Annotated in this window: 25 protein-coding genes; 20 read left to right on the top strand and 5 right to left on the bottom strand. The window is 65.8% G+C overall.

The window, feature by feature from the left end; genetic code table 11:
* The first annotated feature begins 165 nt into the window (after nucleotides 1-165).
* The 6 genes from rluB (at nucleotide 166) to SR882_RS05855 (ending at nucleotide 5,253) form a co-directional block, all read left to right on the top strand.
* Entirely contained in the window at nucleotides 166-1,134 is a 969-nt protein-coding gene (gene rluB, locus SR882_RS05880) for a 23S rRNA pseudouridine(2605) synthase RluB (protein WP_322520332.1), read from the top strand.
* 77 nt (nucleotides 1,135-1,211) lie between these two features.
* Nucleotides 1,212-1,775, top strand: a complete 564-nt coding sequence (locus SR882_RS05875) for a YqgE/AlgH family protein (protein ID WP_322520331.1) — start codon at nucleotides 1,212-1,214, stop codon at nucleotides 1,773-1,775.
* Nucleotides 1,775-2,305, top strand: coding sequence for a Holliday junction resolvase RuvX (gene ruvX / locus SR882_RS05870; RefSeq protein WP_322520330.1), 531 nt, complete (start codon nucleotides 1,775-1,777; stop codon nucleotides 2,303-2,305). Before SR882_RS05875 ends, ruvX begins: the two co-directional genes overlap by 1 nt.
* 40 nt (nucleotides 2,306-2,345) lie before the next feature.
* Nucleotides 2,346-2,867: a bifunctional pyr operon transcriptional regulator/uracil phosphoribosyltransferase PyrR gene (gene pyrR, locus SR882_RS05865; RefSeq protein ID WP_322520329.1), complete on the top strand. Its 522-nt coding sequence runs from the start codon at nucleotides 2,346-2,348 to the stop codon at nucleotides 2,865-2,867.
* Between the two features lie 5 nt (nucleotides 2,868-2,872).
* On the top strand, nucleotides 2,873-3,886 hold the full coding sequence (locus tag SR882_RS05860; RefSeq protein ID WP_322520328.1) for an aspartate carbamoyltransferase catalytic subunit: 1,014 nt from the start codon (nucleotides 2,873-2,875) through the stop codon (nucleotides 3,884-3,886).
* A complete protein-coding gene (locus SR882_RS05855) occupies nucleotides 3,883-5,253 on the top strand; it encodes a dihydroorotase (protein WP_322520327.1) in 1,371 nt (456 codons plus the stop codon). The genes SR882_RS05860 and SR882_RS05855 overlap by 4 nt, the downstream gene beginning before the upstream one ends.
* Before the next feature lie 15 nt (nucleotides 5,254-5,268).
* Here SR882_RS05855 and SR882_RS05850 read toward each other — a convergent pair whose 3' ends face one another.
* Both SR882_RS05850 and SR882_RS05845 read right to left on the bottom strand, forming a co-directional pair.
* Nucleotides 5,269-6,006: a tRNA threonylcarbamoyladenosine dehydratase gene (locus SR882_RS05850; RefSeq protein ID WP_322520326.1), complete on the bottom strand. Its 738-nt coding sequence runs from the start codon at nucleotides 6,004-6,006 to the stop codon at nucleotides 5,269-5,271.
* Nucleotides 6,003-6,830 (bottom strand): TatD family hydrolase, encoded by an 828-nt coding sequence (locus SR882_RS05845; RefSeq protein ID WP_322520325.1) that lies wholly within the window; start codon nucleotides 6,828-6,830, stop codon nucleotides 6,003-6,005. Before SR882_RS05845 ends, SR882_RS05850 begins: the two co-directional genes overlap by 4 nt.
* 302 nt (nucleotides 6,831-7,132) lie before the next feature.
* On the opposite strand from SR882_RS05845, the gene SR882_RS05840 reads away from it, so the two are divergent.
* The 4 genes from SR882_RS05840 (at nucleotide 7,133) to SR882_RS05825 (ending at nucleotide 12,083) form a co-directional block, all read left to right on the top strand.
* On the top strand, nucleotides 7,133-7,987 hold the full coding sequence (locus SR882_RS05840; protein ID WP_322520324.1) for a motility protein A: 855 nt from the start codon (nucleotides 7,133-7,135) through the stop codon (nucleotides 7,985-7,987).
* A gap of 5 nt (nucleotides 7,988-7,992) precedes the next feature.
* On the top strand, nucleotides 7,993-8,973 hold the full coding sequence (locus SR882_RS05835; RefSeq protein WP_322520323.1) for an OmpA/MotB family protein: 981 nt from the start codon (nucleotides 7,993-7,995) through the stop codon (nucleotides 8,971-8,973).
* Nucleotides 8,970-9,431, top strand: a complete 462-nt coding sequence (locus tag SR882_RS05830) for an HIT family protein (RefSeq protein ID WP_322520322.1) — start codon at nucleotides 8,970-8,972, stop codon at nucleotides 9,429-9,431. The genes SR882_RS05835 and SR882_RS05830 overlap by 4 nt, the downstream gene beginning before the upstream one ends.
* Nucleotides 9,432-9,506: 75 nt before the next feature.
* Complete coding sequence (locus SR882_RS05825; protein ID WP_322520321.1) at nucleotides 9,507-12,083, top strand: putative bifunctional diguanylate cyclase/phosphodiesterase; 2,577 nt, start codon at nucleotides 9,507-9,509, stop codon at nucleotides 12,081-12,083.
* Between the two features lie 125 nt (nucleotides 12,084-12,208).
* Here SR882_RS05825 and polA read toward each other — a convergent pair whose 3' ends face one another.
* The gene (gene polA, locus SR882_RS05820; protein ID WP_322520320.1) at nucleotides 12,209-14,923 is read right to left on the bottom strand and encodes a DNA polymerase I; all 2,715 of its coding nucleotides are present in this window, start codon (nucleotides 14,921-14,923) and stop codon (nucleotides 12,209-12,211) included.
* A gap of 160 nt (nucleotides 14,924-15,083) precedes the next feature.
* On the opposite strand from polA, the gene SR882_RS05815 reads away from it, so the two are divergent.
* From SR882_RS05815 to SR882_RS05780, 8 genes are all read left to right on the top strand, one after another.
* Nucleotides 15,084-15,803 (top strand): LOG family protein, encoded by a 720-nt coding sequence (locus SR882_RS05815; protein ID WP_322520319.1) that lies wholly within the window; start codon nucleotides 15,084-15,086, stop codon nucleotides 15,801-15,803.
* Nucleotides 15,804-15,852: 49 nt separating this feature from the next.
* Nucleotides 15,853-16,827, top strand: coding sequence for a homoserine kinase (locus tag SR882_RS05810; protein WP_322520318.1), 975 nt, complete (start codon nucleotides 15,853-15,855; stop codon nucleotides 16,825-16,827).
* On the top strand, nucleotides 16,827-17,393 hold the full coding sequence (locus tag SR882_RS05805) for a TRAP transporter small permease subunit (RefSeq protein ID WP_322520317.1): 567 nt from the start codon (nucleotides 16,827-16,829) through the stop codon (nucleotides 17,391-17,393). The genes SR882_RS05810 and SR882_RS05805 overlap by 1 nt, the downstream gene beginning before the upstream one ends.
* 3 nt (nucleotides 17,394-17,396) lie before the next feature.
* Entirely contained in the window at nucleotides 17,397-18,779 is a 1,383-nt protein-coding gene (locus SR882_RS05800; RefSeq protein WP_322520316.1) for a TRAP transporter large permease, read from the top strand.
* Nucleotides 18,763-19,830: a tRNA dihydrouridine synthase DusB gene (gene dusB, locus SR882_RS05795; protein ID WP_322520315.1), complete on the top strand. Its 1,068-nt coding sequence runs from the start codon at nucleotides 18,763-18,765 to the stop codon at nucleotides 19,828-19,830. The genes SR882_RS05800 and dusB overlap by 17 nt, the downstream gene beginning before the upstream one ends.
* A gap of 113 nt (nucleotides 19,831-19,943) precedes the next feature.
* On the top strand, nucleotides 19,944-20,252 hold the full coding sequence (locus tag SR882_RS05790) for a helix-turn-helix domain-containing protein (RefSeq protein ID WP_322520314.1): 309 nt from the start codon (nucleotides 19,944-19,946) through the stop codon (nucleotides 20,250-20,252).
* A gap of 330 nt (nucleotides 20,253-20,582) precedes the next feature.
* Nucleotides 20,583-20,762, top strand: a complete 180-nt coding sequence (locus SR882_RS05785; RefSeq protein WP_322520313.1) for a PA3496 family putative envelope integrity protein — start codon at nucleotides 20,583-20,585, stop codon at nucleotides 20,760-20,762.
* Nucleotides 20,763-20,790: 28 nt separating this feature from the next.
* Nucleotides 20,791-21,204, top strand: a complete 414-nt coding sequence (locus SR882_RS05780; RefSeq protein ID WP_322520312.1) for a DUF423 domain-containing protein — start codon at nucleotides 20,791-20,793, stop codon at nucleotides 21,202-21,204.
* Between the two features lie 105 nt (nucleotides 21,205-21,309).
* Here SR882_RS05780 and SR882_RS05775 read toward each other — a convergent pair whose 3' ends face one another.
* Nucleotides 21,310-21,789 (bottom strand): cytochrome c, encoded by a 480-nt coding sequence (locus SR882_RS05775; protein ID WP_322520311.1) that lies wholly within the window; start codon nucleotides 21,787-21,789, stop codon nucleotides 21,310-21,312.
* A gap of 141 nt (nucleotides 21,790-21,930) precedes the next feature.
* On the opposite strand from SR882_RS05775, the gene fabA reads away from it, so the two are divergent.
* Entirely contained in the window at nucleotides 21,931-22,449 is a 519-nt protein-coding gene (gene fabA, locus SR882_RS05770; RefSeq protein ID WP_322520310.1) for a bifunctional 3-hydroxydecanoyl-ACP dehydratase/trans-2-decenoyl-ACP isomerase, read from the top strand.
* 7 nt (nucleotides 22,450-22,456) lie between these two features.
* Nucleotides 22,457-23,674: a beta-ketoacyl-ACP synthase I gene (gene fabB / locus SR882_RS05765; protein ID WP_322520309.1), complete on the top strand. Its 1,218-nt coding sequence runs from the start codon at nucleotides 22,457-22,459 to the stop codon at nucleotides 23,672-23,674.
* A 97-nt stretch (nucleotides 23,675-23,771) separates the two neighbouring features.
* Here the strand turns inward: fabB and SR882_RS05760 are convergent, their stop codons facing one another.
* Nucleotides 23,772-25,439 carry an ABC transporter ATP-binding protein gene (locus SR882_RS05760; RefSeq protein ID WP_322520308.1) on the bottom strand — a complete coding sequence of 556 codons (1,668 nt, stop codon included), beginning with the start codon at nucleotides 25,437-25,439 and terminating at the stop codon, nucleotides 23,772-23,774.
* Nucleotides 25,440-25,515 lie beyond the last annotated feature (76 nt).

Raw genomic sequence — 25,515 nt, 5'->3', positions numbered from 1 at the left:
TCGTGCCGGTGCGGTCTCGCTGATCCACGTCATCACCAGGCATTTGCGTCGGTCGGATCAGGCGAACCTGATAGAATGCCCGGCCTTTTTATGGCGTTTGCCGCGCGTGTTGACCACGCGGGCCAACGCAACCCACGCGGATACCCGCGACACGAGGAGATGGCCATGGAAAAACAGCGCTTGCAGAAGGTCCTTGCGGCCATGGGGCTGGGCTCGCGTCGCAAGATCGAGAACTGGATCGCCGAGGGCGCGGTCCGCGTCAACGGTCAGACCGCGACCCTCGGCGACCAGGCGGGCCCGGGCGACATCATCGAGATGGGTGACCGACGCCTGCAGGTACCCGACGTGCGGCCGGTCCGCCGGGTATTGATCTACCACAAGCCCGAAGGACAGATCACGGCCAATCACGACCCCCAGGGTCGGCCCACGGTCGCCGAAAACCTGCCGCCGATCCGTGAGGGCCGCTGGATCACGGTCGGTCGGCTGGACTTCAATACCAGCGGGCTGCTGCTGGTGACCAACGACGGCGAACTGGCCAACCGGTTGATGCACCCGAGCTACGGCATCGAGCGCACCTACGCTGTCCGCGTGTTCGGCGGCCTGAGTGACGAACAGCAGAAACAACTGCTCGAAGGGGTCCAGCTCGAGGACGGGCCGGCCAGCTTCAAGCGCCTGGCCGACGCCGGCGGCCAGGGGCAAAACCACTGGTACCACGTCACCTTGCACGAGGGGCGCAACCGCGAGGTGCGTCGCATGATCGAGGCCGTCAACGGTGCGGTATCCAGGCTGATCCGCATCAGCTACGCCGGGGTCACCCTGCCGCCGCGTCTGCGGCCCGGCAAGGTCCAGGAACTCGAACCCGACGTCCAGGGTGCGCTGGCCGAACTGGTGGGCCTCAAGGCCGAGACCCGGCAGAAGACGCTGGGACGCCACGACGCACGCCGCGCCCACAAGCCGTTCAAGGCCGGCCAGTCGGTGCGTGACAACAAACGCGCCCAACCCCGCCGCGGCGGGGGCGGCAAGAGCGCCGGCCCGGTCGGCCATTCGCTCAAGCGCGAGACGACCATCAAGCCGGCCACCTCGCGACGCAAGGGCGGCGGCGCACCCAATCGCCGGCGCGGAACGAGCCGCTGAGGCGAAAGGCCCATGCTCCGACGCTCGCCGCGTTCGGACTTGAAGGCAACGCGCCCGCCACCAATACTGGGGAGACCATGCAAGAAAACAGCTCGCTGACCAACCAGCTCCTGATCGCCATGCCCAACCTGGAGGACCCCAACTTCAGCCACAGCGTGACGTACATCTGCGAAGACAACGACGAGGGCGTGATGGGCATCACCATCAACCGCCCACTGGAGCTCGACCTCGGCGACATCCTCGACCACATGAGCATCACCTGCACCGACCCCGACGTCCGCAGCCGGCCGGTGTACATGGGGGGCCCGATCGCCCTTGAGCGAGGCTTCGTCCTGCACGCCCCCCACGGCGGCTGGGAATCGACCCTCGAGGTGACCGATCGCATCGGCCTGACCACCTCTAAGGATATCCTGCAGGCACTGGCCGACGGAGCAGGCCCCAAGCAAGCCATTGTCGCGCTTGGCTACTCCGGCTGGAGCCGGGAGCAGATGGATCGCGAGATCGCCGAGAACAGCTGGCTCAACGTCGAGGCCACCGAGGAGATCCTGTTCGATCAGCCGATCGAGGAACGCTGGACGACCGCAGCAAGCCAGCTCGGCATCGACATCAACCTGCTCTCCGGCGAGGCGGGCCACGCCTGATGACCGCCACGCAGCCCGACTCGCCGGTGCCGGGCTCACTGGCGCTGGGTTTCGATTACGGCGAGTGGCGTATCGGCATCGCCGTCGGTGACCGACGCCTCGACACCGGCCGTCCACTGACAACCCTGCACAATCGCAACGCCGACCAGATCGACTGGGCGGCCATCGAGGCCCTGATCGAGGAATGGCGCCCCGATGTGCTGGTTCTGGGCTGGCCGATCGACGATGCCGGTCGCTGCTATCCGCAGGCCGCCGCCATCCGCCGCTTCGGCAATCGCCTGCGTGAGCGCTACCGCCTGCCGGTGTTTGTCGTCGATGAACGTCTGAGCTCCGAGCAGGCCACCGAGCGTCTGCTCAACCGTCGGGGTAGACGTGCCATCGAACGCGATCAGGGCCAGATCGACGCCATGGCCGCGGCCGTCATCCTCGACACCTTCTTCGACCAATCGGCGCCCCGTTCGATCGAGACCGTCACCAAGGCCGAGGTCACGCAAAACCTGGTCGGCTCTCCCGCCACGACGCGGCATTGATACAATTCGCCACCACACCAATCTCACCCGGATCCCAGCGATGACACAGACCGACCGCCTGCTGCCCGTGAACGAGGCCATCGACCGGCTCGAGGCCCAGATCCGCTCGGATCGGCAGGATGGCGCGCTGGTCGATCCGTTGATCGTCGGCATTCACACCGGTGGGGTCTGGGTGGCCGATGCCCTGCACCGCGCACTGGGCTGTAGCGAACCGTTGGGTCGGTTGAACATCACCTTCTATCGTGATGATTTCAATACACTCGGCCTGCATCCCCAGGTCAGCCCCTCGGACCTGTCGGTGGATGTCGACGGTCGCGATATCATCCTGGTCGACGACGTGTTGTTCACCGGCCGCACGGTGCGGGCGGCGATGAACGAGCTGTTCGACTACGGCCGCCCACGCCGGATCGCCCTGGCGGTGCTCTACCAGCGCGACGGCCGCGAACTGCCGATCTGCGCGGACTGGGCCGGCCAGGAACTCAACCTCGGACCCGACGAGCAGATTCACGTCGACGGGCCGGACCCGATGACTGCCCGCCTCGTGTCGAGCAAGGAGAGCTGAGCGCCATGGCCGTGAAATTCGTCCGCCCCAAGATCCCCAAATTTGCCCCGGATCCATGGGCGATCCAGTTCGACGAACAGGGCCACCTGCGCCACCTGCTCACCATCGAGGGGCTCGGTCCGCAGTGGATCACCCGCATACTCGACACCGCCGAGGGCTTCGTCTCGGTCACCGATCGCGAGATCAAGAAGGTGCCGCTCTTGCGCGGGCGGACCGTGGTCAACCTGTTCTTCGAGTCCTCGACCCGGACCCGCACCACCTTCGAGCTCGCCGCCAAGCGCCTGTCGGCCGACGTGCTCAACCTCAATCTCGCCACCTCGGCGACCAAGAAGGGCGAAAGCCTGCTCGACACGCTGCGCAATATCGAGGCGATGCAGGCCGACATGTTCGTCGTTCGCCACGAGCAGTCGGGCGCGGCGCACTTCATCGCCCGGCATGTCGCCCCGCATGTCTCGGTACTCAACGCCGGTGACGGCTGGCACTCGCACCCCACCCAGGCCCTGCTGGACGCCTTCACGATCCGCCGGCACAAGGGCGATTTCACGCCGCTGCGCGTGGCGATCGTCGGCGACATCCGCCATTCGCGCGTCGCCCGCTCGCAGATGCACGTGCTCAACTCGCTCAACGTCGGCGAGCTGCGCGTGATCGCCCCGCGCACCCTGATTCCTACCGATGTCGAGAAACTCGGCGTACGCGTATTTCACGACATGCGCGAGGGCCTCAAGGACGTCGACGTGATCATCATGCTGCGCCTGCAGCGCGAACGCATGGAGGCAGGCCTGCTACCCAGCGAGGAAGAGTTCTACCGCCTCTACGGGCTGACCGAGGAGAAGCTCGCCTGGGCCAAGCCCGACGCGATGGTCATGCATCCGGGCCCCGCCAACCGTGGCGTGGAAATCGAATCGTCGGTCGCCGACGGGCCGCAGTCGGTGATTCTCGAGCAGGTATCCAACGGCATCGGCGTACGTATGGCGGTAATGAGCCTGTGCATGAGCGCCAACCGGGGAGAGACCACATGAAGGACGCACCGGAAAATCTCGGCTTGGACTACGACCCGGTGCGCCACCCGGAGGGCTGTCGCGAGGGCATCGACTGCGATCGCTGGGTCATCCGCGGCGCGCGGTTGCGTGATCCGTCAAATGGGCTCGATACCACCAGCGATATCTATCTCGGTGGCGGGCGCATCGTCGGGATCGGCGAGGCACCCGGCGACTGGCCGGCCGATACCGCCGAGCATGTATGCGCGGAGGGCCACTGGCTGATCCCCGGCGTCATCGACGGCTGGGCGCGCCTGCGCGAGCCGGGCCATGAGCACAAGGCCACCATCGCCACCGAGAGCGCCGCTGCCGTTGCCGGCGGGATCACCACCGTGGTCATGCCGCCCGACACCATCCCGGTACTCGATACCGTCGCGGTCGCGCGCTATATCAAGCGTCGCGCCCAGTTGGCCGGACGCGCCCGCGTGGTGGCCATCGGCGCGATGACCCAGCAACTGGATGGCGAGCTGCTTGCCGAGATGGCGGCACTCGACGCCGGCGGCTGTGTCGCGATCTCGAATGCGCACTACCCCTTCCAGGATCTGCGCCTGATGCGCCGCGCGCTGGAATACGCCGCCACCTTCGACCTGCAGGTGCTGCTCCAGCCGCTGGATCCGTCGCTCTCCGCGCGCGGCTGCGCCCACGACGGCGCGGTGGCGACCCGGTTGGGCTTGCCCGGCCTGCCGGTCTCGGCCGAGACCGCGCCGCTGGCCCAATTGATCGCCATGATCAGCGAGACCGGCGCGCGGGTACACGTGCCGCAGCTCTCCTCGGCCGCGGCACTCAAGCTGATCGAGCGGGCCAAGGCCGATGGCCTGCCGATCACCGCCGGCGTCTCCGCCCACCATCTCTGGCTCACCGAGATGGATACGGATGCGCTCGATCCCAACAGCCATGTGATTCCGCCGCTGCGGACCATTCGCGACCGCGATGCGCTGCGCCGCGGGCTGGCCGAGGGGCTGATCGACACCGTCGTCTCGGATCATCAGCCGCACGAACCGGATGCCAAGCTCGCTCCCTTCCCGGAGACCGAGCCCGGCGTCTCGGGGCTCGAAACCCTGCTGCCGTTGGTGATGAAACTGGTCGAGGAAGGGGTGATCGACTTCGATCGCGCGATCGACTCGCTCGCTACCCGCCCGGCGGCCCTGTTCGGGCTTTCCGATGCCGGCTCGATCGCCGTGGGTCAGCGCGCCGATCTCACCCTGATCGATCCGGATGCCATGTGGAGTCTCGACTCGACCGGCATGGCCAGCGCCGGCGAGAACACGCCGTTTGCGGGCTGGGATTTCGCCCACCAAGTCGAAACCACCTGGGTCAACGGTCGGCGCGTGTTCCTGCGCGAGCCGTGAGGGGTCGGGAGGCGCTCAGCCTTCCCCTTCCAGCAACCGTCGGATGATCTCACCGGCCACCATGTGGCCGAACAGGTTGGGCAGGTAGCTGATGGTGCCGTTGACCGCGCGCGGCTGGCTGCCGTCGTCGGTGGGCTGATGCGGGGCCGGCTTGCGTGGGGTTTCGGTCGAGTAGACCACCGGGAAATCGACCGGGGCGCCCGCCCTTCTCAGCTTGCGCCGCAGTACCGATCCCAACCCGCAGCCATGCACCTGATCGAGTTGCCCGACCTGCATCTGGCGCGGATCGAGGCGATTGCCCGCCCCCAATGCCGTGAATGTGCCACACCCCTGCTCCCGGGCCACGGCCAACAGACGCGCCTTGACCGCGATCGAGTCGATGCAGTCGGCGATGAAATCCGGCCGATGCCGCTCCAGAAAACCTTCCACGCCCGAGACGTCGAGAAAGTCCGAGCTCGGCACGAGTTCAATGTCGTCACGGATCGAGGCCAGCCGCTCGACCGCCACCTCGGCCTTGCCCCGCCCGATCACAGCACCGGTGGCGAGCAACTGGCGATTAAGGTTCGAGGCGACGAACTGATCATGATCCAGCAGGATCAGCCGCCCCACCCCGGCGCGGGCCAGCGACTCGGCGGCCGCCCCACCCACGCCGCCCAACCCGGCGACCAGTACGGTTGCGGCCCGCAGGCGTTGAAGACCCTCCTCTCCGATGAGCAGTTCGGTACGTTCGTCGACGGGGTTGATGGCAGTCACGTTGGCTCGGTCCGATTGTTTGAGTCGGCGGCATTGTAGCCAAGTCGGTCCTTGAACAGTCGCCGAGTGTTGCGATTGAGATGCTCGAGCAATTCATCCGCCTCCATGCCGCGCAATTCGGCCAGGCTGGCGAGGTTCTCCGGCAGATAGCCGGGCAGATTGCGCTCACCGCGATGCGCGTGGCCCGGTTGATTGGGGGCATCGGTTTCCAGCACCAGCGAATCCAGCGACAGCTCTCGCATCATCCGGTGCATGCGATGGGCGCCGGGGTGCGTGATCGCCCCGCCCACGCCGAGGTAGAACCCCTGTTCGATGAATTGCTCGGCCTGCTGCTGCGATCCGGTGAACCCGTGCACCACGCCGCCGGCATGGCGATGGCGTCGCAGCCAGTACAGCAATCGATCGGCGGACTTGCGCTCGTGCAGGATGACCGGCAGGTCCCGCTCGGCAGCCCAGTCGAGTTGGGCGGTAAAGAGCGCATTCTGCCCGTCGGCATCGAGAGTCGGTTGCGCAAAGTCCAGGCCGATCTCGCCCACGGCGATGGGTGGCTCGTCCGACTGCCACTGACGGTCCAGGCCGGCAAGGGCCTCATCGACACCCACCCGATCGCTCCACCAGGGATGCGTTCCGAACGCCCCCCAGGCAGACAAGCCCGCGCCGCGGGCCTGCGCCATGGCCCGACACTGGTCGCCAAAGTCGGCAGGAGACACCCCCACCGCCACGATTCCGGTTACCCCACTAGCCAGCGCATGCCCGAGCACCTCGTCGAGATCGTCGGCAAACGCCGCCGCTTCCAGATGGCAATGGGTATCAATCAACTCCACGCGGCGTCTCCTGTGTGCCATTGAGATGAAACCGGGCCTCAAGAATCTGTCCCGTTGGTCGATCTTAAAGATAAGCACCAGGCAAGGACGAATCCGGCACTCGACCGCATTACGCGATCGCCACGGTTCCCCGTCCAGCGCACGGGATCCGGCTCGATGACCTCGACGGGAATGCTATCGTTTGCCTTGTCGCCGTTGTTGATGGCGTCGCTCGTAGCCTTGCTCGAGGCCCGTCTTGTTCCGGCCCGTTTGCTTCGGGCACCCTTGCTTGCCGTATCGCCAATCCTCGAGGACCGAGACCTTTGAATCCCAGCACGCTACTCGGCATGTTCTCCGGCCTCGCGATCGTGGTCGCCGCCATTGGCCTCTCCGCCGAGGATCCCGCCAATTTCCTCAACCTGCCGGGCCTGTTGCTGGTCGTCGGCGGGACGGTGGCGGCCACCCTGGTGAGCTACCCGCTGCACGAGGTGCTGCGGGTCTTTCGCGTGTTCGGCATCGTGCTCAAGAACGAGCGACTCTACGCCGAACGCGACATCAACGAGCTGGTCGAGGTCTCCAAGCTCAAGTTCCAGGGCCAGATCAGCCGGGCGGACGAGAAACTCAATCGCATCAAGAATCCGTTCCTCCGCTCGGGCATGCAGATGGTGTTGGACGGCGCGTCTTCCGAGGACCTGATCACCCTGCTGCAATGGCGCATCGCCCGCATGCGTGCCCGCGAACGGGCCGAGGCACAGATCTTCCGCACCATGGCCACCTTCGCACCGGCCTTCGGCATGCTCGGCACCCTACTCGGACTGATCAACATGCTCTCGGCCATGGATGCCGACCAGTTCGGCGCCATCGGCACCAACATGGCGCTCGCGCTCATCACCACGCTCTACGGCATCCTGCTGTCGAACATGTTGTTCAAGCCGATCGCACTCAAGCTCGAGCGCCGTACCGAGCAGCGTGTGATGTTGATGAACATGATGGTCGAGGGCGTGCTGCTGATGCAGGAAGAGCGCTCGCCGGCCTTCATCCGCGAGACCCTCGGTTCGTTCCTCGCCCAGAGCGAGGATGAACTGCGTGACGGCGACCGCCAACGCAGTCGCAGCAAGGGGCGATCCGGTGGCCGCAGCGCGAGTCCGCGCCGGCGCCCGAGACAGGCCAGCGAGTGAACGGCGTGAGCGCCGACCCCAGCAAGCAGGAACTCGAACTCCAGGAGGCTCGGGTCGCCGCGGCCGCCCGTGACGGCGGACGGCCGTGGAGCGAGGGCTGGGAACCCGACGCCCGTCAGGTCGAGGACGATCAGAACTACTGGTTGCTGACCATGGTCGACCTGATGACCTTGTTGCTGACCCTGTTCGTCCTGCTTGCCGCCTACGCCTACCAGCACAAGGCACAGAATCCGATCGAGCCGGGCAGCGGCGCGCAGACCAACCAGCCGGCCAACACCGACCAGCCGGCCGCCAGCGACGCCACCGGCGACACCGACCCGCCCGAGACGGTCATCGGGGGCGACAAGCCAAACCCGGACGCCCGCACCGCCAGCGGCGATGCCCTGATCGGCGAGCGCCACGAGCGACTGTTCGCCGAACCGGGCGATGCCGAATCCCACCAACAAGCCCCCGATCGGACGGCCGGTTCGACCATGGATGCCGCTGGCAGGGATTCAGGCGGCCAGGCCAATGAAACGGCGAACGACAAGGCCGCGGACCAGGCTCGAGCCCTGGCCGGGCAATTCGCGGACATGGGCGACGACGTCGAGGTCTCGACCATCGCCGACCGGGTGCAGTTGCGCGTCAAGGATAATATCCTCTTCCCCACCGCCGAGGCCGGCCTGTCGCAAGCGGGGCGCGAGTTGCTGACCCGATTGGCCGATCGTCTGGACGACAGCGACTATCGCATCACCGTCGAGGGCCATACCGACAATCGGCCCATCCAGACCTGGCGTTACCCCTCCAACTGGGAGCTGTCGGCAGCCCGGGCCGCGGCCGTGGTGCGCGAGTTGATCGATGCCGGCATCCGCCCCCGCCGGCTGCATGCGGTCGGACTGGCCGATACCCAGCCCATCGCCGGCAACGGCACCGCCGCCGGACGCGCCGAGAACCGCCGCGTGGATCTGGTGCTGGAGCTGCCCGCCGCCGAGGAGAATGCACGATGAGCGATGACCACACCACCCCCGCGGATTGGTGCCTGCACCCGCGTCTCAAGGCCGACAGCTTCCCGATATTCGATCATGGCCGGCTGCAGTTTCGGCTGATCAACGACCGACGTTTTGTCTGGACCCTGATCGTGCCGATGCATCCCGGTGCCGAGCAACTGCATCGACTCCCGCCCGACTGGCGCAACGAGGCGCTTGCCGGCCTTCAGGCCCTGAGCGAGACCCTCGAATACCTCTACCACCCGGATCGGCTCAACACGGGGGCGATCGGCAACCTCGTTGACCAGCTCCATCTGCATTGCGTGGTTCGGTTCGGTGACGATCCGGCCTGGCCAGGGGTAGTCTGGGGGGCCGGCGAACGCGAACCGATGAAACCGATCGAACTGCTCGCCCGCATCCAGCCGATCGCCGCTGGACTCGGGGATGCCCTTGCGCGAAACTCTGAGCGCACCGCGTAGTCTTAGCGCGGCTGCCGACCCGCCCACGGGCCGGACCAACGGAATGCGACCGAACACGGAACCAGGACGACCCGAATGCGACTGCTCCCCCTGCCGCTACAATTTCTGCTCTTCATCCTCGCCCAGTTGGCCCTGAGTGCCGGCCTGGTCTTCTACCTGGGCAGTCTGGCCCAGTCGAACGTCGAGACCTTCGCCGAGGCCAGCCGCGGCTTCGTCGAGACGCAAAAGTCGATCGAGCAGATCCGAAACGAGTACGCCGGCGTCGCCGCCAAGGTCGAACGCGAGGTCGCCGGATTCGCGCCAGGCGCTCGCCGCGATGTCTCCGATCTCCGCACCGAGCTCACCCAGATCGCCTCGGCCATTCGCGGCAGCGTGGCCCTGGCCCCGCTACGAGAAAACCACCCCGGCGCCATCAACCGGCTCGCCGATTCGATCGAAACCCAGGCGCGCAGCCTGGTCGAGGCCAACCAGAGTGTCGCCTCGGCTCAGAGTGACCAGGTGGCACGCATTCAGACTCGGCTGGCCGAACAGCGAGCCGCGATCATGACCGACGGATTCGGCGGGCTGATAGACGCGGCAAACGACGAACTCGAATCGACCATGCGGGCCATCCGCGGCGCCAATGCGGCGGTCACCGAAAATTACCAGTTCGTCCTGATCGTGTTCGTCGCGCTGCAAGCCCTGCTGCTGATGCTGGTGCTCTGGCTGACGAACCGACAGATCCGCCAGCTGGCCGAGATCACCGAGCGCATCGTCGCCGGCCAGCAGGCGAGTGCCGGGGCCCAACAGAAACGCCGCGACCAGCTGGGGCGGATCGCGCGCGCCGTGCAACAGTTCCGCAGCTCGCTGGTCAGCCTGTCGAACTCCCGCGAGCAACTCCAGGCGATGCTCAAGAAGCACGACAAGGAATCCCTGAGTCGCCGGCGCGCCGAGGACTCACTGGCCCTGACCGCCTCGGTCTTCGACGAGGTACAGGAAGCGGTGCTCGTGACTGATATTCAGGGCTTCGTCAGCCGCGCCAACCCGGCGGCCGAATCACTGCTCGAGATGAGCACCACCAAACTGGCCGAACGCCCCTTGCTGGAGACCCTGCTCGACCAGCCCAGCCACGTGGTGGCGCCGATCTGGAAGCACGTCCTGGAACAGGGCGAGTGGCGCAGCGAGATCGAGTTCACCCGGCCGGAAGACGACAGGACGCTGATTGCCCTGGTTTCCATCCGGCTGGTCGGCGAACCGCGGGAAAAACGCGGCCACGTGATCGTGGTGATCAACGATCACACCGAGATCCGTGCCCGCGAGAACGAGGTCCTGGCGCTTGCCCGCCAGGACCGGGTCACCGACCGCCTCAACCGCGGCTACTTCGTGCAGCAGGTCGATACCCAGATCCAGACCCACCCGGACCAACCGTTCGCCCTGGTCGCCCTGGGTCTGGACGGATTCACCGCCTTCAACGAGGCCTTGGGACGACGATTCGGTGATCGCATTCTGCGGGTCATGGGCGATCGCCTGGCCGAGATCACCGACCCGCGGGCCCTGCTCGCCCGTATCGATGGGGACGAATTCGCCTTCCTGATCTTCGCGAACAATGCCGCCGAGCTGGAATCGAAGGTCGACGAGGCGATGCGCCAGGCCCATGCCCACATCACCCAACGCGTGGATCTGGCCGGTTACCGACTGGATATCCGCGCCAGCGTCACCTCGGCGCAATTCCCCGCCGAGGGGCAGACCGCCGAGGAGTTGCTGCGCATCACCGACAACGGACTCTCGCAGGCCAAGGCAGAGGGCGGCAACCGCATCATCGGTCACGCCGGGGGCCATACCCACGCCGCACAGCGGCGCTTCGAGCTCACCCAGGCACTGGGCAAGGCACTGGGCAACCGCGAGCTCCGGGTGCACTACCAGCCGCAGGTGTCCCTGGCCAGTGGCGCGCTGGTGGGATTCGAGGCCCTGATGCGCTGGCGTTACCGCGGCGACTGGATCTCGCCGGCCGAGTTCATTCCGCTGGCCGAGGAGCACAACCTGATCGGGGAATTCACCGAGTGGGCGCTCAACAACGCCTGTCGACGCATCGCGGACTGGCAGCGCCAGGCCGGCCAGGAACTGACCATCTCGATCAACGTCCCGCCGCAACTGCTGCTGCTCGACAAGGTCGACGAACGCCTGATCCAGCTGGCCAAGGCCGCCGGCCTGCCCACCTCCTCGATCGTGCTCGAGATCACCGAGAGCGATTTCGGCTCCGACCCGAGCCTGCTGGCCGAACGCCTGCACCAATTGGCCATGCATGGGTTTGCCATCGCCATCGACGATTTCGGTACCGGCCACTCGTCACTGGCCTACCTCAACAACCTGCCGATCTCGAAGCTCAAGATCGACAAGCAGTTCGTCGACGAGATCGAGCGCAGCGAGGACGCGCGCAAGCTGCTCGAATCGATCCTCGCGATGGCGGAAAAACTCGAGTTCGAGGTGGTGATCGAAGGCGTGGAAACACCGCAGCAACTGGTCGAATTGCGCAAGTTCGGCAGTCGCCTGCAGATCCAGGGATTCGTCTTCTCCCGACCCTTCGACGAGGACTACTGGGACGGCGAGTTCATGCACGGCAAGCTACCCAGCTATCCGGTGCCCGAGATCCAGCCAAGCCGTCAGACCGACTGACCCCGGACCAACCCACCGCAAAAAACGCCCGTCGAAGCGTCGTGCATCGACGGGCGTTTTCGTTTGTCCCCGGGGCTTGGTCCGCCGGGCGTCGTGGCCGGCGAAGGTCGCGTCAGGCACCGATATCAGTGCGCCTCGTCCCAACTTGCCCCGATACCGATGCCGACTTCCAGCGGCACCCGCAGGTCGGCGGCGGCAATCATGGCGTGCTCGATCTCGTCGGCCAACGACTCGGCCTGAGCGGCGGGCACCTCGAAGATCAGCTCATCGTGCACCTGAATGATCATCCGGGCACGACCGGTCAACACCACGTTCTCATGCAGCGCCAGCATGGCCCGCTTGATGATGTCGGCAGCGGTGCCCTGCATCGGCGCGTTGATCGCGGTGCGCTCGGCGTACTGGCGGCGCTGGCCATTGCGACTCTTGAGTTCGGGCAGATACAGGCGCCGGCCGAAGACGGTTTCGACAAAACCGCGTTCGTGAGCCTGCCGGCGGGTGTCGTCCATGTAGCGCGCCACACCGGGGTAGCGGGCGAAATAGCGGTCGATGTAATCCTGCGCCTCGGTCCGTCCCACGCCGATCTGGCGCGCCAGCCCGAATGCCGACATGCCGTAGATCAGGCCGAAGTTGATCGCCTTGGCCGCGCGACGCTGCTCATCGGACACCTCGCCACCGTCGGCAAATACCTCGCGGGCGGTGGCCCGGTGGATGTCCTCGCCGTGCTCGAACGCCGACAGCAACCCCTCGTCACCCGACAGGTGCGCCATGATCCGCAATTCAATCTGCGAGTAGTCCGCCGAAATCAGCTTGTGACCCGGCGTGGCGACGAACGACTTGCGGATGCGCCGCCCCTCCTCGGTACGCACCGGGATGTTCTGCAGGTTGGGGTTGGATGACGACAGCCGGCCGGTGGCGGTCACTGCCTGGTGGAACATGCTGTGTACCCGCCCCGTATCCGGGTCGATGCGCTCGGGCAGCCGGTCGATGTAGGTGCTCTTGAGCTTGGTCAGGCCACGGTAGTCCAGGATCAGTTGGGCGAGCGGATGCTCGTCGACCAATGCCGAGAGTGCCTCCTCGTTGGTCGACGGTTCCCCCTTGGGTGTCTTGACCTTCACCGGCAGCCCCATGCGCTCGTAGAGGATGGCCTTGAGCTGCTTGGTCGAACCGAGGTTGAAGGCCTCACCGGCGATCTCCTGGGCCTGCGCCTCGATCGTGGCGATCCGTTCGGCGATCGCCTCGCCCTGGCGCGCCAGTTGGTCGCTGTCGATTGCCACGCCGGCACGCTCCATGGTGAACAACACCGGTACCAGGGGGCGTTCGATCTCCTCGTAAACCGCCATCAGGCTCGGCACTTCGGCCAGCTGCGCGCGCAGGCGGTCGGCCAGTTGCAGGGTGATGTCGGCATCTTCGGCGGCGTACGGGGCAGCCACATCGATCGCGACCTGATCGAAGGTCAGCTGCTTGGCCCCCTTGCCCGCGACCTGCTCGAAGGTCGTGGTCTGATGCGACAACTCGCGCGAGGCCAGCGTATCCATGTCGTGACGCGAGGCGGTCGGGTCGAGCACGTAGGACTCGAGCATGCTGTCGTCCACCAGTCCGCGCAGGGTGACGCCGTGGTTGGCGAGCGCGTGCATGTCGAACTTGGCGTTCTGCAGGATCTTGGTGGGACGCTCGTCTTCCAGCCAGGGCTTGAGCCGCTCGAGCACCGTGTCGCGGTCCAACTGCGGCTCGATGCGTTCGCCGTGGGCATCGACATGCGACAGGGGGACGTAGATCGCCTCATGGGGATCGATCGCGAACGACAGCCCGACCACCGCCATCTGCATCGGCTCGAGCGAATTGGTCTCGGTATCGAAGGCCACGCGCGACGCCGCCTCGATCCGCGTGATCCAGGCGTCCAGCGTCTCGAGGTCGGTCACCGTGTGGTAGGCGATCTCGGGACGTTCGGGCGCTTCGGTGACCGACTCGCCCTCATCGAGACCCTGCTCGCCGAACCAGCGGCGCAGCGAGTTGAGGCCATAGCGATCGGCCAGTGCCAGGCCGGTCTGGACGTCGGCCGGCTCGATCGCCACCTCGTTGAGGGTCACCGGCAGCTCGCAATCGGTGCGGATCGTCACCAGTTCCCGGCTGGTGGGCAGGAACTCGAGTGAATCGCGCAGCGATTGCCCCACCTTGCCCTTGAGCTCGTCGGCATGGGCGATGATCCCGTCGAGCGAGCCGTACTGGTTGATCCACTTGGTGGCCGTCTTGGGACCGCAACCCGGAACGCCGGGGATATTGTCGACCTTGTCACCAACCAGCGCGAGAAAGTCGATGAACTGCGCCGGGGTGATGCCGTACTTCTCCTCGACGGCCGCGACATCCGTGGTCTTGTTACTCATCGTGTTGACCAGCGTCACACTGGGGGCCACCAACTGGGCAAAGTCCTTGTCGGCCGTGGCGACGATCACCTCCTCGTCGTTCTCGCGCGCCTCGTGCATCAGGGTGCCGATGACGTCGTCCGCCTCCACCCCCTCGATACACAGGAGCGGGAAGCCCAGTGCACGCACCAGCGCGTGGACCGGCTCGATCTGCACCCGAAGATCGTCCGGCAGCGGTGGCCGGTGGGCCTTGTACTCGGGATAGATGTCGTCGCGAAAGGTCTTGCCCGGGGCATCGAACACCACCGCCATGTGGCTGGGATCGGCCTCGCGTCGCATCTTGAGGAGCATGTTGACCACGCCGTGGATCGCGCCGGTAGGCGTGCCGTCGGGCGCGGTAAGCGGCGGCAGGGCGTGGAAGGCGCGAAACAGGAAGGAACTGCCGTCGACGAGAATCACGGGTCCGTTGCGGTCGGACATGGTAGGATTTGCCCCTTTTGAATTCCGTGGATATCAGGCCGGTACTATGCCACAGGCAGCCCCGTGACCGACGGGACGAGCGCCACTGACCATCCGCTGAAAACTCTTTGGGGACACCCCGGGAACACCCCGGGAACACCTCGGCTTCGCACGGTTTTGCATGAGCAGAAAGCTACCCAATCATCCGACCCGTCTGGATCAGCAGCAACGCCTCTCGCAGGAGTCGTGGAAGGTCTTCCAGATCATGGCCGAGTTCGTCCATGGCTACGAGACACTCGCCAGCATCGAGCCCGCCGTGAGCATCTTCGGCTCGGCCCGCTACAAGGAAGACAACCCCTGGTACGGCCTGACCGTCGAGGTCGCGGAAAAGCTTTCCGACGCGGGGTTCTCGGTCATCTCCGGCGGTGGCCCCGGCATCATGGAGGCGGCCAACAAGGGCGCGCAGGCCGGTGGCGCCCCCAGTGTGGGTCTGAACATCGCCCTGCCCCACGAGCAGAACGACAACGCCTACCAGGACGTCTCGCTGCATTTCCAGCACTTCTTCGCCCGCAAGGTGATGTTCGTCAAGCACGCATCGGCCTACGTGGTGATGCCGGGCGGATTCGGCACCCTCGATGAGCTCGCCGAGATCCTCACCCTGGTGCAGACCGGCAAGTCGCGACGCATCCCGATCGTCCTGCTGGGCCGAACATTCTGGCAGGGACTGATCGACTGGTTCGGCGACCAGCTGCTGGGCGAGAAGACCATCTCGCCCGAGGACATGGACCTGTTCACCCTCTGCGACACGGCCGACGAGGCGGTGGACGCGATCTTCGATTTCTACCGCAACCGCGGGGTCACGGCGACCGAGGAAGAGCAGAAGAAACTGCTCGACCTCTGAGGCGAGACAACGGAAATCCGGGCAAACCCAAGCAACGAACGAGACCGTCATGTCGGTTTTTACCAAGGTCGATTCCCAACAACTCACCACCTTCCTGACCCGGTTCGACTGCGGGGAGCTGGTCGAGCACCGGGGTATTGCCGCCGGGATCGAGAACACCAACTACTTCGTCACCACGACCGGTGGGCGCTACGTGCTCACCCTGTTCGAGAACCATGGCGCCGACGAACTGCCGTTCTTTCTCGACCTGATGGCCTACCTCGCCGAGCACGACATCCCCACGGCCCACCCGGTGCCGACGCGCGACGGGGCCTATCTGACCGAGCTCAACGGCAAGCCGGCGGCGCTGGTCCAGCGACTGACGGGCGCCTCGCTCGACCACCCGGACCCGGCCGCCTGCGCGGAGATTGGACGGACACTGGCCCGCTTTCATCGCGTCTCCGCCGACTTCCCGGAATATCGAGCCCCCGATCGTGACCTCGCCTGGGCCCAGGGAGTGGCCCGACAACTGCACAGCAAGGCCAACGACGACGAACTCGCCCTGCTCGATGACGAGATTGCCTATCAAGAGGGTCAGTCGCGTGCCGGGCTGCCGCGCGGGGCGATCCACGCCGATCTGTTTCGTGACAACGCCCTGTTCGACGACGGTGACCTGACCGGCATCATCGATCTCTACTACGCCTGCACCGACGTCTTCGCCTACGACCTGGCGGTGACGCTCAACGACTGGTGCGTGGACGAGCAGGGTCGATCGCGGGCCGCGGAGCGCGATGCGCTACTGGCCGGGTATCTCGCCGAGCGTCCCTTCAGCCCGGCGGAACAAACGGCCTGGCCGGGCCTGTTGCGTGCCGCGGCGCTGCGTTTCTGGGTCTCGCGCATGCAGGACCAGTACTTCCCGCGTGCCGGCGAGATGACCTACATCAAGGACCCGATGCCGTTTCGCCGCATCCTCGAGGCACACCGCGCCGCCGGCACGGCAACCGGCGACTGGATCGAATCCAACCAGCCCGCACAGGTGCGCTGATGACTCGACCGGACCCATCCTGCCGGCTGAGCCGACTGGTCGACCGCCTCGACCGGGTCAATGAGTGGACCGGGCGGCTGGTTGCCTGGCTCGGCCTGGTCCTGACACTGACCGTCTTCGGGGTGGTGGCGCTGCGCTACGGCCTCTCGGACAGCAACCAGTGGCTGTCCGAGTCGATCACCTACTGGTTTGCGCTGATGTTCATGCTCGCCATGGGCTACACCTATCGCCACGACGGTCACGTGCGCGTCGACGTGCTTTCGCGCGGCGCGTCGCCCAGAACCCGCGCCTGGATCGAGATCATCGGCGTCATCGTCCTGCTCTGGCCGGTCTGCCTGTTCATCGGCATCAGCAGCTTCGAGTACGTCGGCAACAGTTGGGCGATGCGCGAGGGCTCGCCCGAGCCCGGCGGCATCCCCCTGCTGTACCTGCTCAAGACCCTGCTGATCGTCATGCCCGCCCTGCTGTTCTGGCAGGGGCTGGTCGAGCTGCTGCGGCATGTCGCCCTGTTGCGCCACCAGCGACCGACCGAACCGGAGCACGGCTCGATCAAGGAGGGCATGTAAGGCATGGAATGGCTGCTGCTCCTGATGGTGCTCACCATCTTCGCCGCGCTGATGAGCGGCTTTCCGGTCGCCTTCGTGCTCGCCGGGGTCTCGCTGCTGTTCGCGGGACTCGGCACCCTGTTGGGGATGTTCGATCACGGCCTGATGAGCGCCATGCCCAACCGGCTGTTCGGCATCATGCTAAACCAGACGCTGGTGGCCGTGCCGCTGTTCGTGCTGATGGGCGTGCTGCTGGAAAAGGCGCGCGTCGCCGATGACCTCCTGGAGAACATGAGCGCCCTGTTCGGCCGCCGACCCGGGGGACTGGGGCTGTCGATGATGCTCGTCGGCGCGATCCTCGCGGCCAGCACCGGCATCGTCGGGGCAACCGTCGTCACCCTGGGCCTGATCGCCCTGCCGGTCATGCTGCGCCGCGGTTACGACCCCCGCCTGGCCTCGGGCTCGGTGGCCGCCGCCGGCACGTTGGGTCAGATCATCCCGCCGTCGATCATCCTCGTGCTGCTGGGCGACCAGCTTGCCAACGCCTACACCCAGGCGCAGCTCGAGCAAGGCATCTTCTCGCCCGAGACCGTGGCGGTAAGCGACCTGTTCAGCGGCGCCCTGATCCCCGGCCTGATCCTGGTGAGCGCCTACGCGGCCTACATCCTGTTCGTGGCCTGGCGCCAGCCCGAGCGCGTGCCGGGGCTGTCCGAGGCGGAACTGGCCGAGCGCCCGCCGATCAGCCGGCTGCTGTTCGCGCTGGCCCCACCGATCGCGCTGATCGTCCTGGTGCTCGGCTCGATCATGAGCGGCATCGCCACACCCACCGAGGCGGCTGCCGTGGGCGCGGTCGGCGCGCTGCTGCTGGCTTTCGCCAAGCGCCGCCTGACCTTCCCCGTACTCCACGAGAGCCTGACGGGCACCCTGCGGGTCACCGCGATGGTGTTCATGATTTTCATCGGCGCCTCGATCTTCTCGCTGGTCTTCCGCGGCTTCGGCGGCGATGAAATGGTCCACGACCTGCTCTCGGGCCTGCCGGGCGGTGCGATGACCGCCCTGCTGATCGTCATGGTGATCGTGTTCCTGCTTGGCTTCATGCTCGACTTCATCGAGATCACCTTCGTGGTGGTGCCGATCGTTGCCCCCGTGCTGCTCATGATGGGCATCGATCCGATCTGGCTGGGCATCCTGCTGGCGGTGAACCTGCAGACAAGTTTCCTTACCCCGCCGTTCGGCTTCTCGCTGTTCTACCTGCGCGGCGCGGCACCGGCCAGCATTCGCACCGGCCAGATCTATCGCGGGGTGCTGCCGTTCATCGCGATCCAGATCGCCGTGCTGGCCCTGCTGGTGATCTTCCCGGACATCGTGACCTGGCTGCCCGAACGCCTTGATGTCCGCACGCCCTGACCAGCGATCGACAACCGCGCCGGCAGCGCGGCTCGCGCCGATCGAACTGGTCGGCCGCGACGAGCGCCTGCGCATCGAATTTCCCCTGGCGCTCGCCCCCATGGCCGGCATCTCCGACCGCCCATTTCGCCAGCTGTGCTTCGACCAGGGCGCCGGGCTGGTCATCAACGAGATGCTCAGCAGCAAGCCCGAGCTGCGGCATACCCGCAAGAGTGAGCAACGCCGCATTCGCCCGGACGACCCCGAACCGCGCGCGGTGCAACTGCTGGGCAACGAGCCCGAGGATCTGGCGAAGGCCGCCCAGCAGGCCTACCGCGACGGGGCGCAGCTGATCGATCTCAACCTCGGCTGCCCGGCAAAGAAGGTCTGCCGAAAGGCGGCCGGCTCGGCGCTGATGGCCGAGCCCGATACCGTCGCGCGACTACTCGACGCCACCGTCAGGGCCGTGCCCTGCCCGGTCACGCTCAAGATGCGCACCGGACCGGACGACACCTGGCGCAATGCCCCCGAGATCGCCCGCATTGCCGAACAGGCGGGCATCGCGATGCTCTCCGTTCACGGCCGCACCCGGGCGCAGAAGTACCTCGGCGAGGCGGAGCACGACACGATCGCCCGGGTCGTGGCCGAACGCCGCATCCCGGTACTGGCCAACGGCGATATCGACTCGGTGGACCGGGCCGTCGAGGTGCTGGAGCAGACCGGTGCCGCCGGCCTGATGATCGGTCGGGCCGCCTTTGGCCGGCCCTGGCTGTTCCGTCAGCTGCGTGCCGCACTGGAGGGCCGCCGCGTCCCGCCCGACCCGGTGGCGACCGAGGTGATGGGCTTGCTACGCGAGCAATTCGAGAATATTTATCGCCATTACGGAAATGTGATGGGCGTACGCATCGCGAGGAAGCACTGGGGGTGGTATTCTTCGCAGCTACCGATTGCCGAAGGGACGCGCAAGGAGTTCAACCGACTGGAGACCATCGAGTCCCAGCGCCGGTGGCTTGACCGGCGGGAGGCCGAGCTTCGCAGCGTATCGAGTCCATCCGCCGACGTAAGCCCCTGAGCGGCCAGCGGAACGCTCGATCAAGAAGACGCCGGGACGACCACGGAGCGATCCGTTCGTCCCGGCGTCTCGTGGTCCTGTCCGCCCCTCATGCCGCGTTGTTGAAAAAAATAATGACCTACTCATCCAGCACCGCCACCTCCCAGCCCAACGTGTCGTCCCTGAACGGCAGCGCCCGTCGGGCCGCCGAGTGTCACCACGACGTGCACGAGACGATCATCGACGCGCTCGACATCCTCTGGGATGCCTTCGAGGAAGATCAGCCCAGCAACCTCTATCAACTGGTCATGGGCCAGGTGGAACGCCCGCTGCTCGCCCGCGTGCTGGAACGCTGCGATCACAACCAGAGCCGGGCGGCCGCCTGCCTGGGCATCAACCGCAGCACCCTGCGAAAGAAACTGCGTGACCACGACCTGATCTGACCCCGCCCGCGTCGCCCCCGGCATCCGTTTCCCTGCGCTCCTCGCGCCCCCGTCAGCCCATTTTCGTGCCTCCCGGTGGCCGTCTGTTGCTTCGCCGCAAAGGCCACCCGGGTGCGCGCCGTGGCGCGATGAACAATTTGCTTTGACCGACCGGGAAAACGCGGTATAACGCGCCCGAAATCGGCTGGTCATCCCCGCGGACGGGGCGCCGGACCGGGCAATGCACCCGGAACCCATGATGGCCTGTAGGACTTGGCCATGACCGTCGATCGATGCCAACGCGACCTCGTCCGCAGGTCGCCTTGAACGTGTTGATCAGGCAGGTACATCATGAGCAAAAAAAACGACTACCAGGATATCGACGACTGGGACGAGACCGACGTCGAGGACGACGAGCAGAACAACGATTCCCTGCTCGACAGCATCAAGGGCACGAAGGATGCGCGGCGCCGGCTCGACGACCTACTCGAGGAACGCCGGTTGCGGGCGCAAATGATCGACGAGTTCTGATCCCTTTCCGAGCCAACGGAGCCAACGCATGCCGCAGACTATCGGTCATCAAGCCCCGGTTGCGGACCGACCAGTGCTGGCCATCGGCCTTGCCAATGGCCTGGTTGCCGTCGTTCTGGCCGCGCTTGCCGCGCACGGGCCGATGGCACCGACCGACCTGGACGCCCAACGGCAGGTGGACACCGCCATCCTGCTGCACTTCGTGCACACCCTGGCAATCATGCTATTGGCCTACTGGCCGGCGCCCGGTCGGTGGCGACTGACCTTGGCGTTGGCCTGGCTGGTCGGCATCATCCTGTTCAGCGGCAGCCTCTACGCCCTGACCCTGTTCAATCAACCCTGGCCCGGGGCGATCACGCCCATCGGTGGGCTATTCCTGATGCTCGGCTGGATCGGTTGGCTGGGCGGCCTGCTGGTCGTCAAGCGGCCCGATTCCGATTAGGCAACGAGAAAAGGCCGCCCTCCCTCGCCATGGCGGCAGGGGACGAGGCGGCCTATTGCCGGCGCGGGTCAGGCCTCGACGGCGCCGGGTGCAACCGTCTAAATCCTACTTGTCGACGTAGAAGTGCTGGCGGAAATCGTCACGAAAACTCGCGTGACAATCGAGGCAGGTGGCCTGCAGGTCGGCAAACGCCCGGATGACCTCACGGCCGTCGCCGGTATCCGCCACGTCGGCGAGCGTCGCCGCTGCGGCGTGGGCCGCCTGATCGGCTTTTTGGAACTCGGCACGACGATCGCCGGCAAACGCCATGATACGCTTTCGCTCCTCGGCGGGCGGGCGCGGGTGTTCGGCGATGGCTCGCGCTTCCTTGGCCACCCACTGCCAGTCTTCGTGGTTGATCGCCTTCACGATCTGCTCGGTGTGCTCGCCCAACTCCTCCATGGTTTCGTGGAATTCGTGCACGCCGCTGTGATCGTGTTCGTCCTCGCTGGCCTGCGCCGTTCCCAATGCCAGCGCCGGGGCCAGCCATAGGATCAGCAACAGGGCCATCAAGCCTGCGACCGCTTTGTCGACATGTCCTTTCATCTGGTCACCTCCGCTCGTTGTCTTAAGCTGGAACACAGGCGATCATATGCCAAACCCATTACCCAAGTGCCGTCTGATTTGCCGCGGGCTGCGTACGAGAGCGGATTGCGGTACCATCCGCGTTTTTGCGTCAGGAATACCATGTCCCAATCGACCTTCGAATACGACGATCTGATTCGCTGCGCCAAGGGCGAGATGTTCGGGCCCGGCAACGCGCAACTGCCGCTGCCGCCGATGCTGATGTTCGATCGGATCAACCTGATCACCGACGAGGGTGGCGAATACGGCAAGGGCGAAATGCACGCGGAACTGTCGATCCATCCGGACCTCTGGTTCTTCGCCTGCCATTTCGAAGGGGACCCGGTCATGCCGGGCTGCCTGGGCCTGGACGCCATGTGGCAGCTGGTGGGCTTCTTCCTCGGCTGGAGTGGCGGCAAGGGCCACGGGCGCGCATTGGGCGTCGGTGATGTAAAATTCTCGGGACAGGTCTTGCCGAGAAACAAGAAGGTTGAATACCGTGTGCAGATGAAGCGCGTCATCATGCGCAAGCTCACGATGGGCATCGCCGATGCGCAGATGCTCTGCGACGGCGTCGTCATCTACGAAGCCAAAGATCTTCGGGTAGGACTGTTTACAAGCACAGAAGCACTTTCGGAGTAACTACTCAATGCGCCGAGTCGTCATCACCGGCATGGGCATCGTGTCCAGCCTGGGCAACAACTGCAAAGAGGTGCTCGCCTCGCTTCAGGAAGGTCGTTCGGGCATCGAACGGAACCCCGAGCAGGTCGAGCACGGTTTTCGCTCGCACGTCGCCGGAACGCTCAAGATCGATCCGGCCGAGCATATCGATCGCAAGCTGCTGCGCTTCATGGGCTCGGCGGCTGCCTACAACTACCTGGCGATGAAAGAGGCGATCGAGCAAGCCGGTCTGACCGAGGAACAGGTCTCCGACCCGCGCGCCGGCCTGATCACCGGCTCCGGTGGCTCCTCCTGCGAAAACATTGTCGCCACGGCCGACATCGCCCGTGAAAAAGGCATCAAGCGCGTGGGCCCCTACATGGTCACCCGCACCATGGGGTCGACCACCTCGGCCTGCCTGGCCACGCCGTTCAAGATCAAGGGCATCAACTACTCGATCAGCTCGGCCTGTTCGACCTCCGCGCACTGCATTGGTGCCGGCGTCGAGCAGATCCAGTTCGGCAAGCAGGACGTCATCTTCGCCGGTGGCGGCGAGGAGCTGCACTGGTCGCTGTCGGCGATGTTCGATGCCATGGGCGCGCTGTCCTCCAACTTCAACGACACCCCCGACAAGGCCTCGCGTCCGTACGACACCGATCGCGACGGCTTTGTCATCGCCGGCGGTGGCGGCATGGTGGTGCTCGAGTCACTCGAACACGCCCAGGCCCGCGGGGCGAACATCCTCGCCGAGGTCACCGGCTACGGCGCGACCTCCGACGGCTACGACATGGTCCAGCCGTCGGGCGAAGGCGCGGTGCGCTGCATGCAGCAGGCCCTGGCGACGGTCGACAAGCCGATCGACTACGTCAACGCCCACGGCACCTCCACCAAGGTCGGCGATCTACGCGAACTGCAGGCGATGACCGAGGTCTTCGGCGATCATCAGCCGGTCGTCACCTCGACCAAGTCGCTCTCCGGCCACGCGCTGGGTGCCGCTGGCGTGCACGAGGCGATCTACTCGCTGCTGATGATGCAGAACGACTTCGTCGCGGCCTCGGCCAACGTCGAGACCCTCGAGCCGGAGGCCGAAAACGCCAACATCGCCACGAAGAAGCTGGAAGGAAAGCGGATCGACACGGTCCTCTCCAACAGCTTCGGTTTCGGCGGCACCAACGCCTCGCTGGTCATGGAACGGTTCAACGGCTGAACCGACCCAGGGTGTTGCCAGGGTGCTGCCAGGGCGCTGATACAGAAAAAGCCAGACCCATCCGGTCTGGCTTTTTTCTTGCCCGGCGATATCCGTCTTAGGCCATCAGCGCACTGTCGATCAGCTGGCGGGTGTATTCATGGCCGGGGGCATCGAGCAATTCGCCGGTCGGGCCCGACTCGATCACCTCACCGTCAAGCATCACGATCACCCGGTGGGCCAGCGCACGCACCACGGCCAGATCGTGGGTGATCAGCAGGTAGGTGAGATCGTGCTCGGCCTGCAGATCCCGCAACAGACGCAATACCTGCAACTGCACGGCCGCATCAAGCGCGCTGGTGGGCTCGTCGAGGATCAACACCTTGGGCTTGAGGATCAAGGCGCGGGCGATGGCGATCCGTTGGCGTTGTCCACCGGAAAACTCGTGCGGGTAACGCGACATCACCGCCGGGTCGAGGCCCACTTCCTCGAGCACCCGTTCGATGCGTCGGTGCCGTTCGCCGCGCGTAAGCCCCGCCTCGTGGACATCCAGCCCCTCGCCGACGATCTGGGCAATGTTCATGCGCGGCGACAGGGCACCGTAAGGATCCTGGAACACCACCTGCAGATCACGCCGGAACGGGCGGAACTGCCGTTCGCTCAAGCCGTCAACCCGGCGGCCGGCCAGCCACACGGCCCCATCGGCCCCATCCATCAATTGCAGCAGGGACAAGGCGAGCGTGGTCTTGCCCGAACCGGACTCGCCCACCACGCCCAATGTCTGACCGGCCTTCAACGAGAGGTCGATACCCTTCAGGATCTCGCTGCGCGTATCGGTCCCGAACCAGCGACGTTTGCCCACGATCACGCCCACCCCCTCGCAGCGCAGTCGCTCGACGGCCTGCTCCTCGGTCGGCCCGATCATGGGGGCGACCTGGCGGGCCTCCAGCAAGGTCTGGGTGTAATTGTCCTTCGGCCGGGTGAAGATCGCATCGGTCGGTCCGGCCTCGACGATGCGTCCGTCGCGCATCACCATCACCCGGTCGGCATAACGACGCACCACCGGCAGGTCGTGGGTAATCAGCAACAGGCTCATGCCCAGTCGCTGCTGCAGCTCGACCAGCAGGTCCATGATGGTCTTGCGCAGACCGGCATCCAGTGCGGTGGTCGGCTCGTCGGCGATCACCAGGCTGGGGTTGCAGGCGATGGCCATGGCAATCATCGCCCGTTGGCGCTGCCCGCCGGAGAGCTGGTGCGGCATCGCCCGCATCACCCGCTCGGGCTGTGGCAGCCGAACCTGATCGAGCAACTCGCGCACCCGCCGACGCAACGCCTCCCCGCCCAGGCCCAGGTGGCGTACCAGCACTTCGGCGATCTGCGCACCGATGGTCTTAAGCGGGTTCAATGCCGTCATCGGCTCTTGAAAGATCATCCCGACCCGACCGCCTCGCAGGCGGCGCACCTGCGGCATGCTCATGGTCAGGACATCCTCGTCCTCGAAGCGGATCTCGCCCTGCGTGGTGGCATCGGCGGCATCGAAAAGCCGCAGGATCGAGAGCGCGGTGACCGTTTTCCCCGACCCCGACTCCCCCACCAGTGCGAGGCGTTCGCCGCGGTCGAGATGCAGGGAGACGCCCTGCACGATCGACGCCTGCCCGACGCTGACCGTGAGATCCCGTATCTCCAGCAGGGCGGATTCGTTGGCCCGGCGGGTTCGTCCAACCGGGGCGCGGTCGGGATGTTCGCTCGTTGCCGGTGCGGCGTTGACGATCGGTGCGGCGGGCATGCGCTCTCCGTGGTTGGTTTGCCGGCTCGACACGCCGGGGTATCGACCCCCACGCGCACCGGCAACAATAATCCAT

This window comes from Guyparkeria halophila, from assembly GCF_034479635.1.
Lineage (GTDB): Bacteria > Pseudomonadota > Gammaproteobacteria > Halothiobacillales > Halothiobacillaceae > Guyparkeria > Guyparkeria halophila.
Note: the sequence above shows the minus strand (reverse complement) of the source record. Positions and strands in the feature narration are given on the sequence as shown.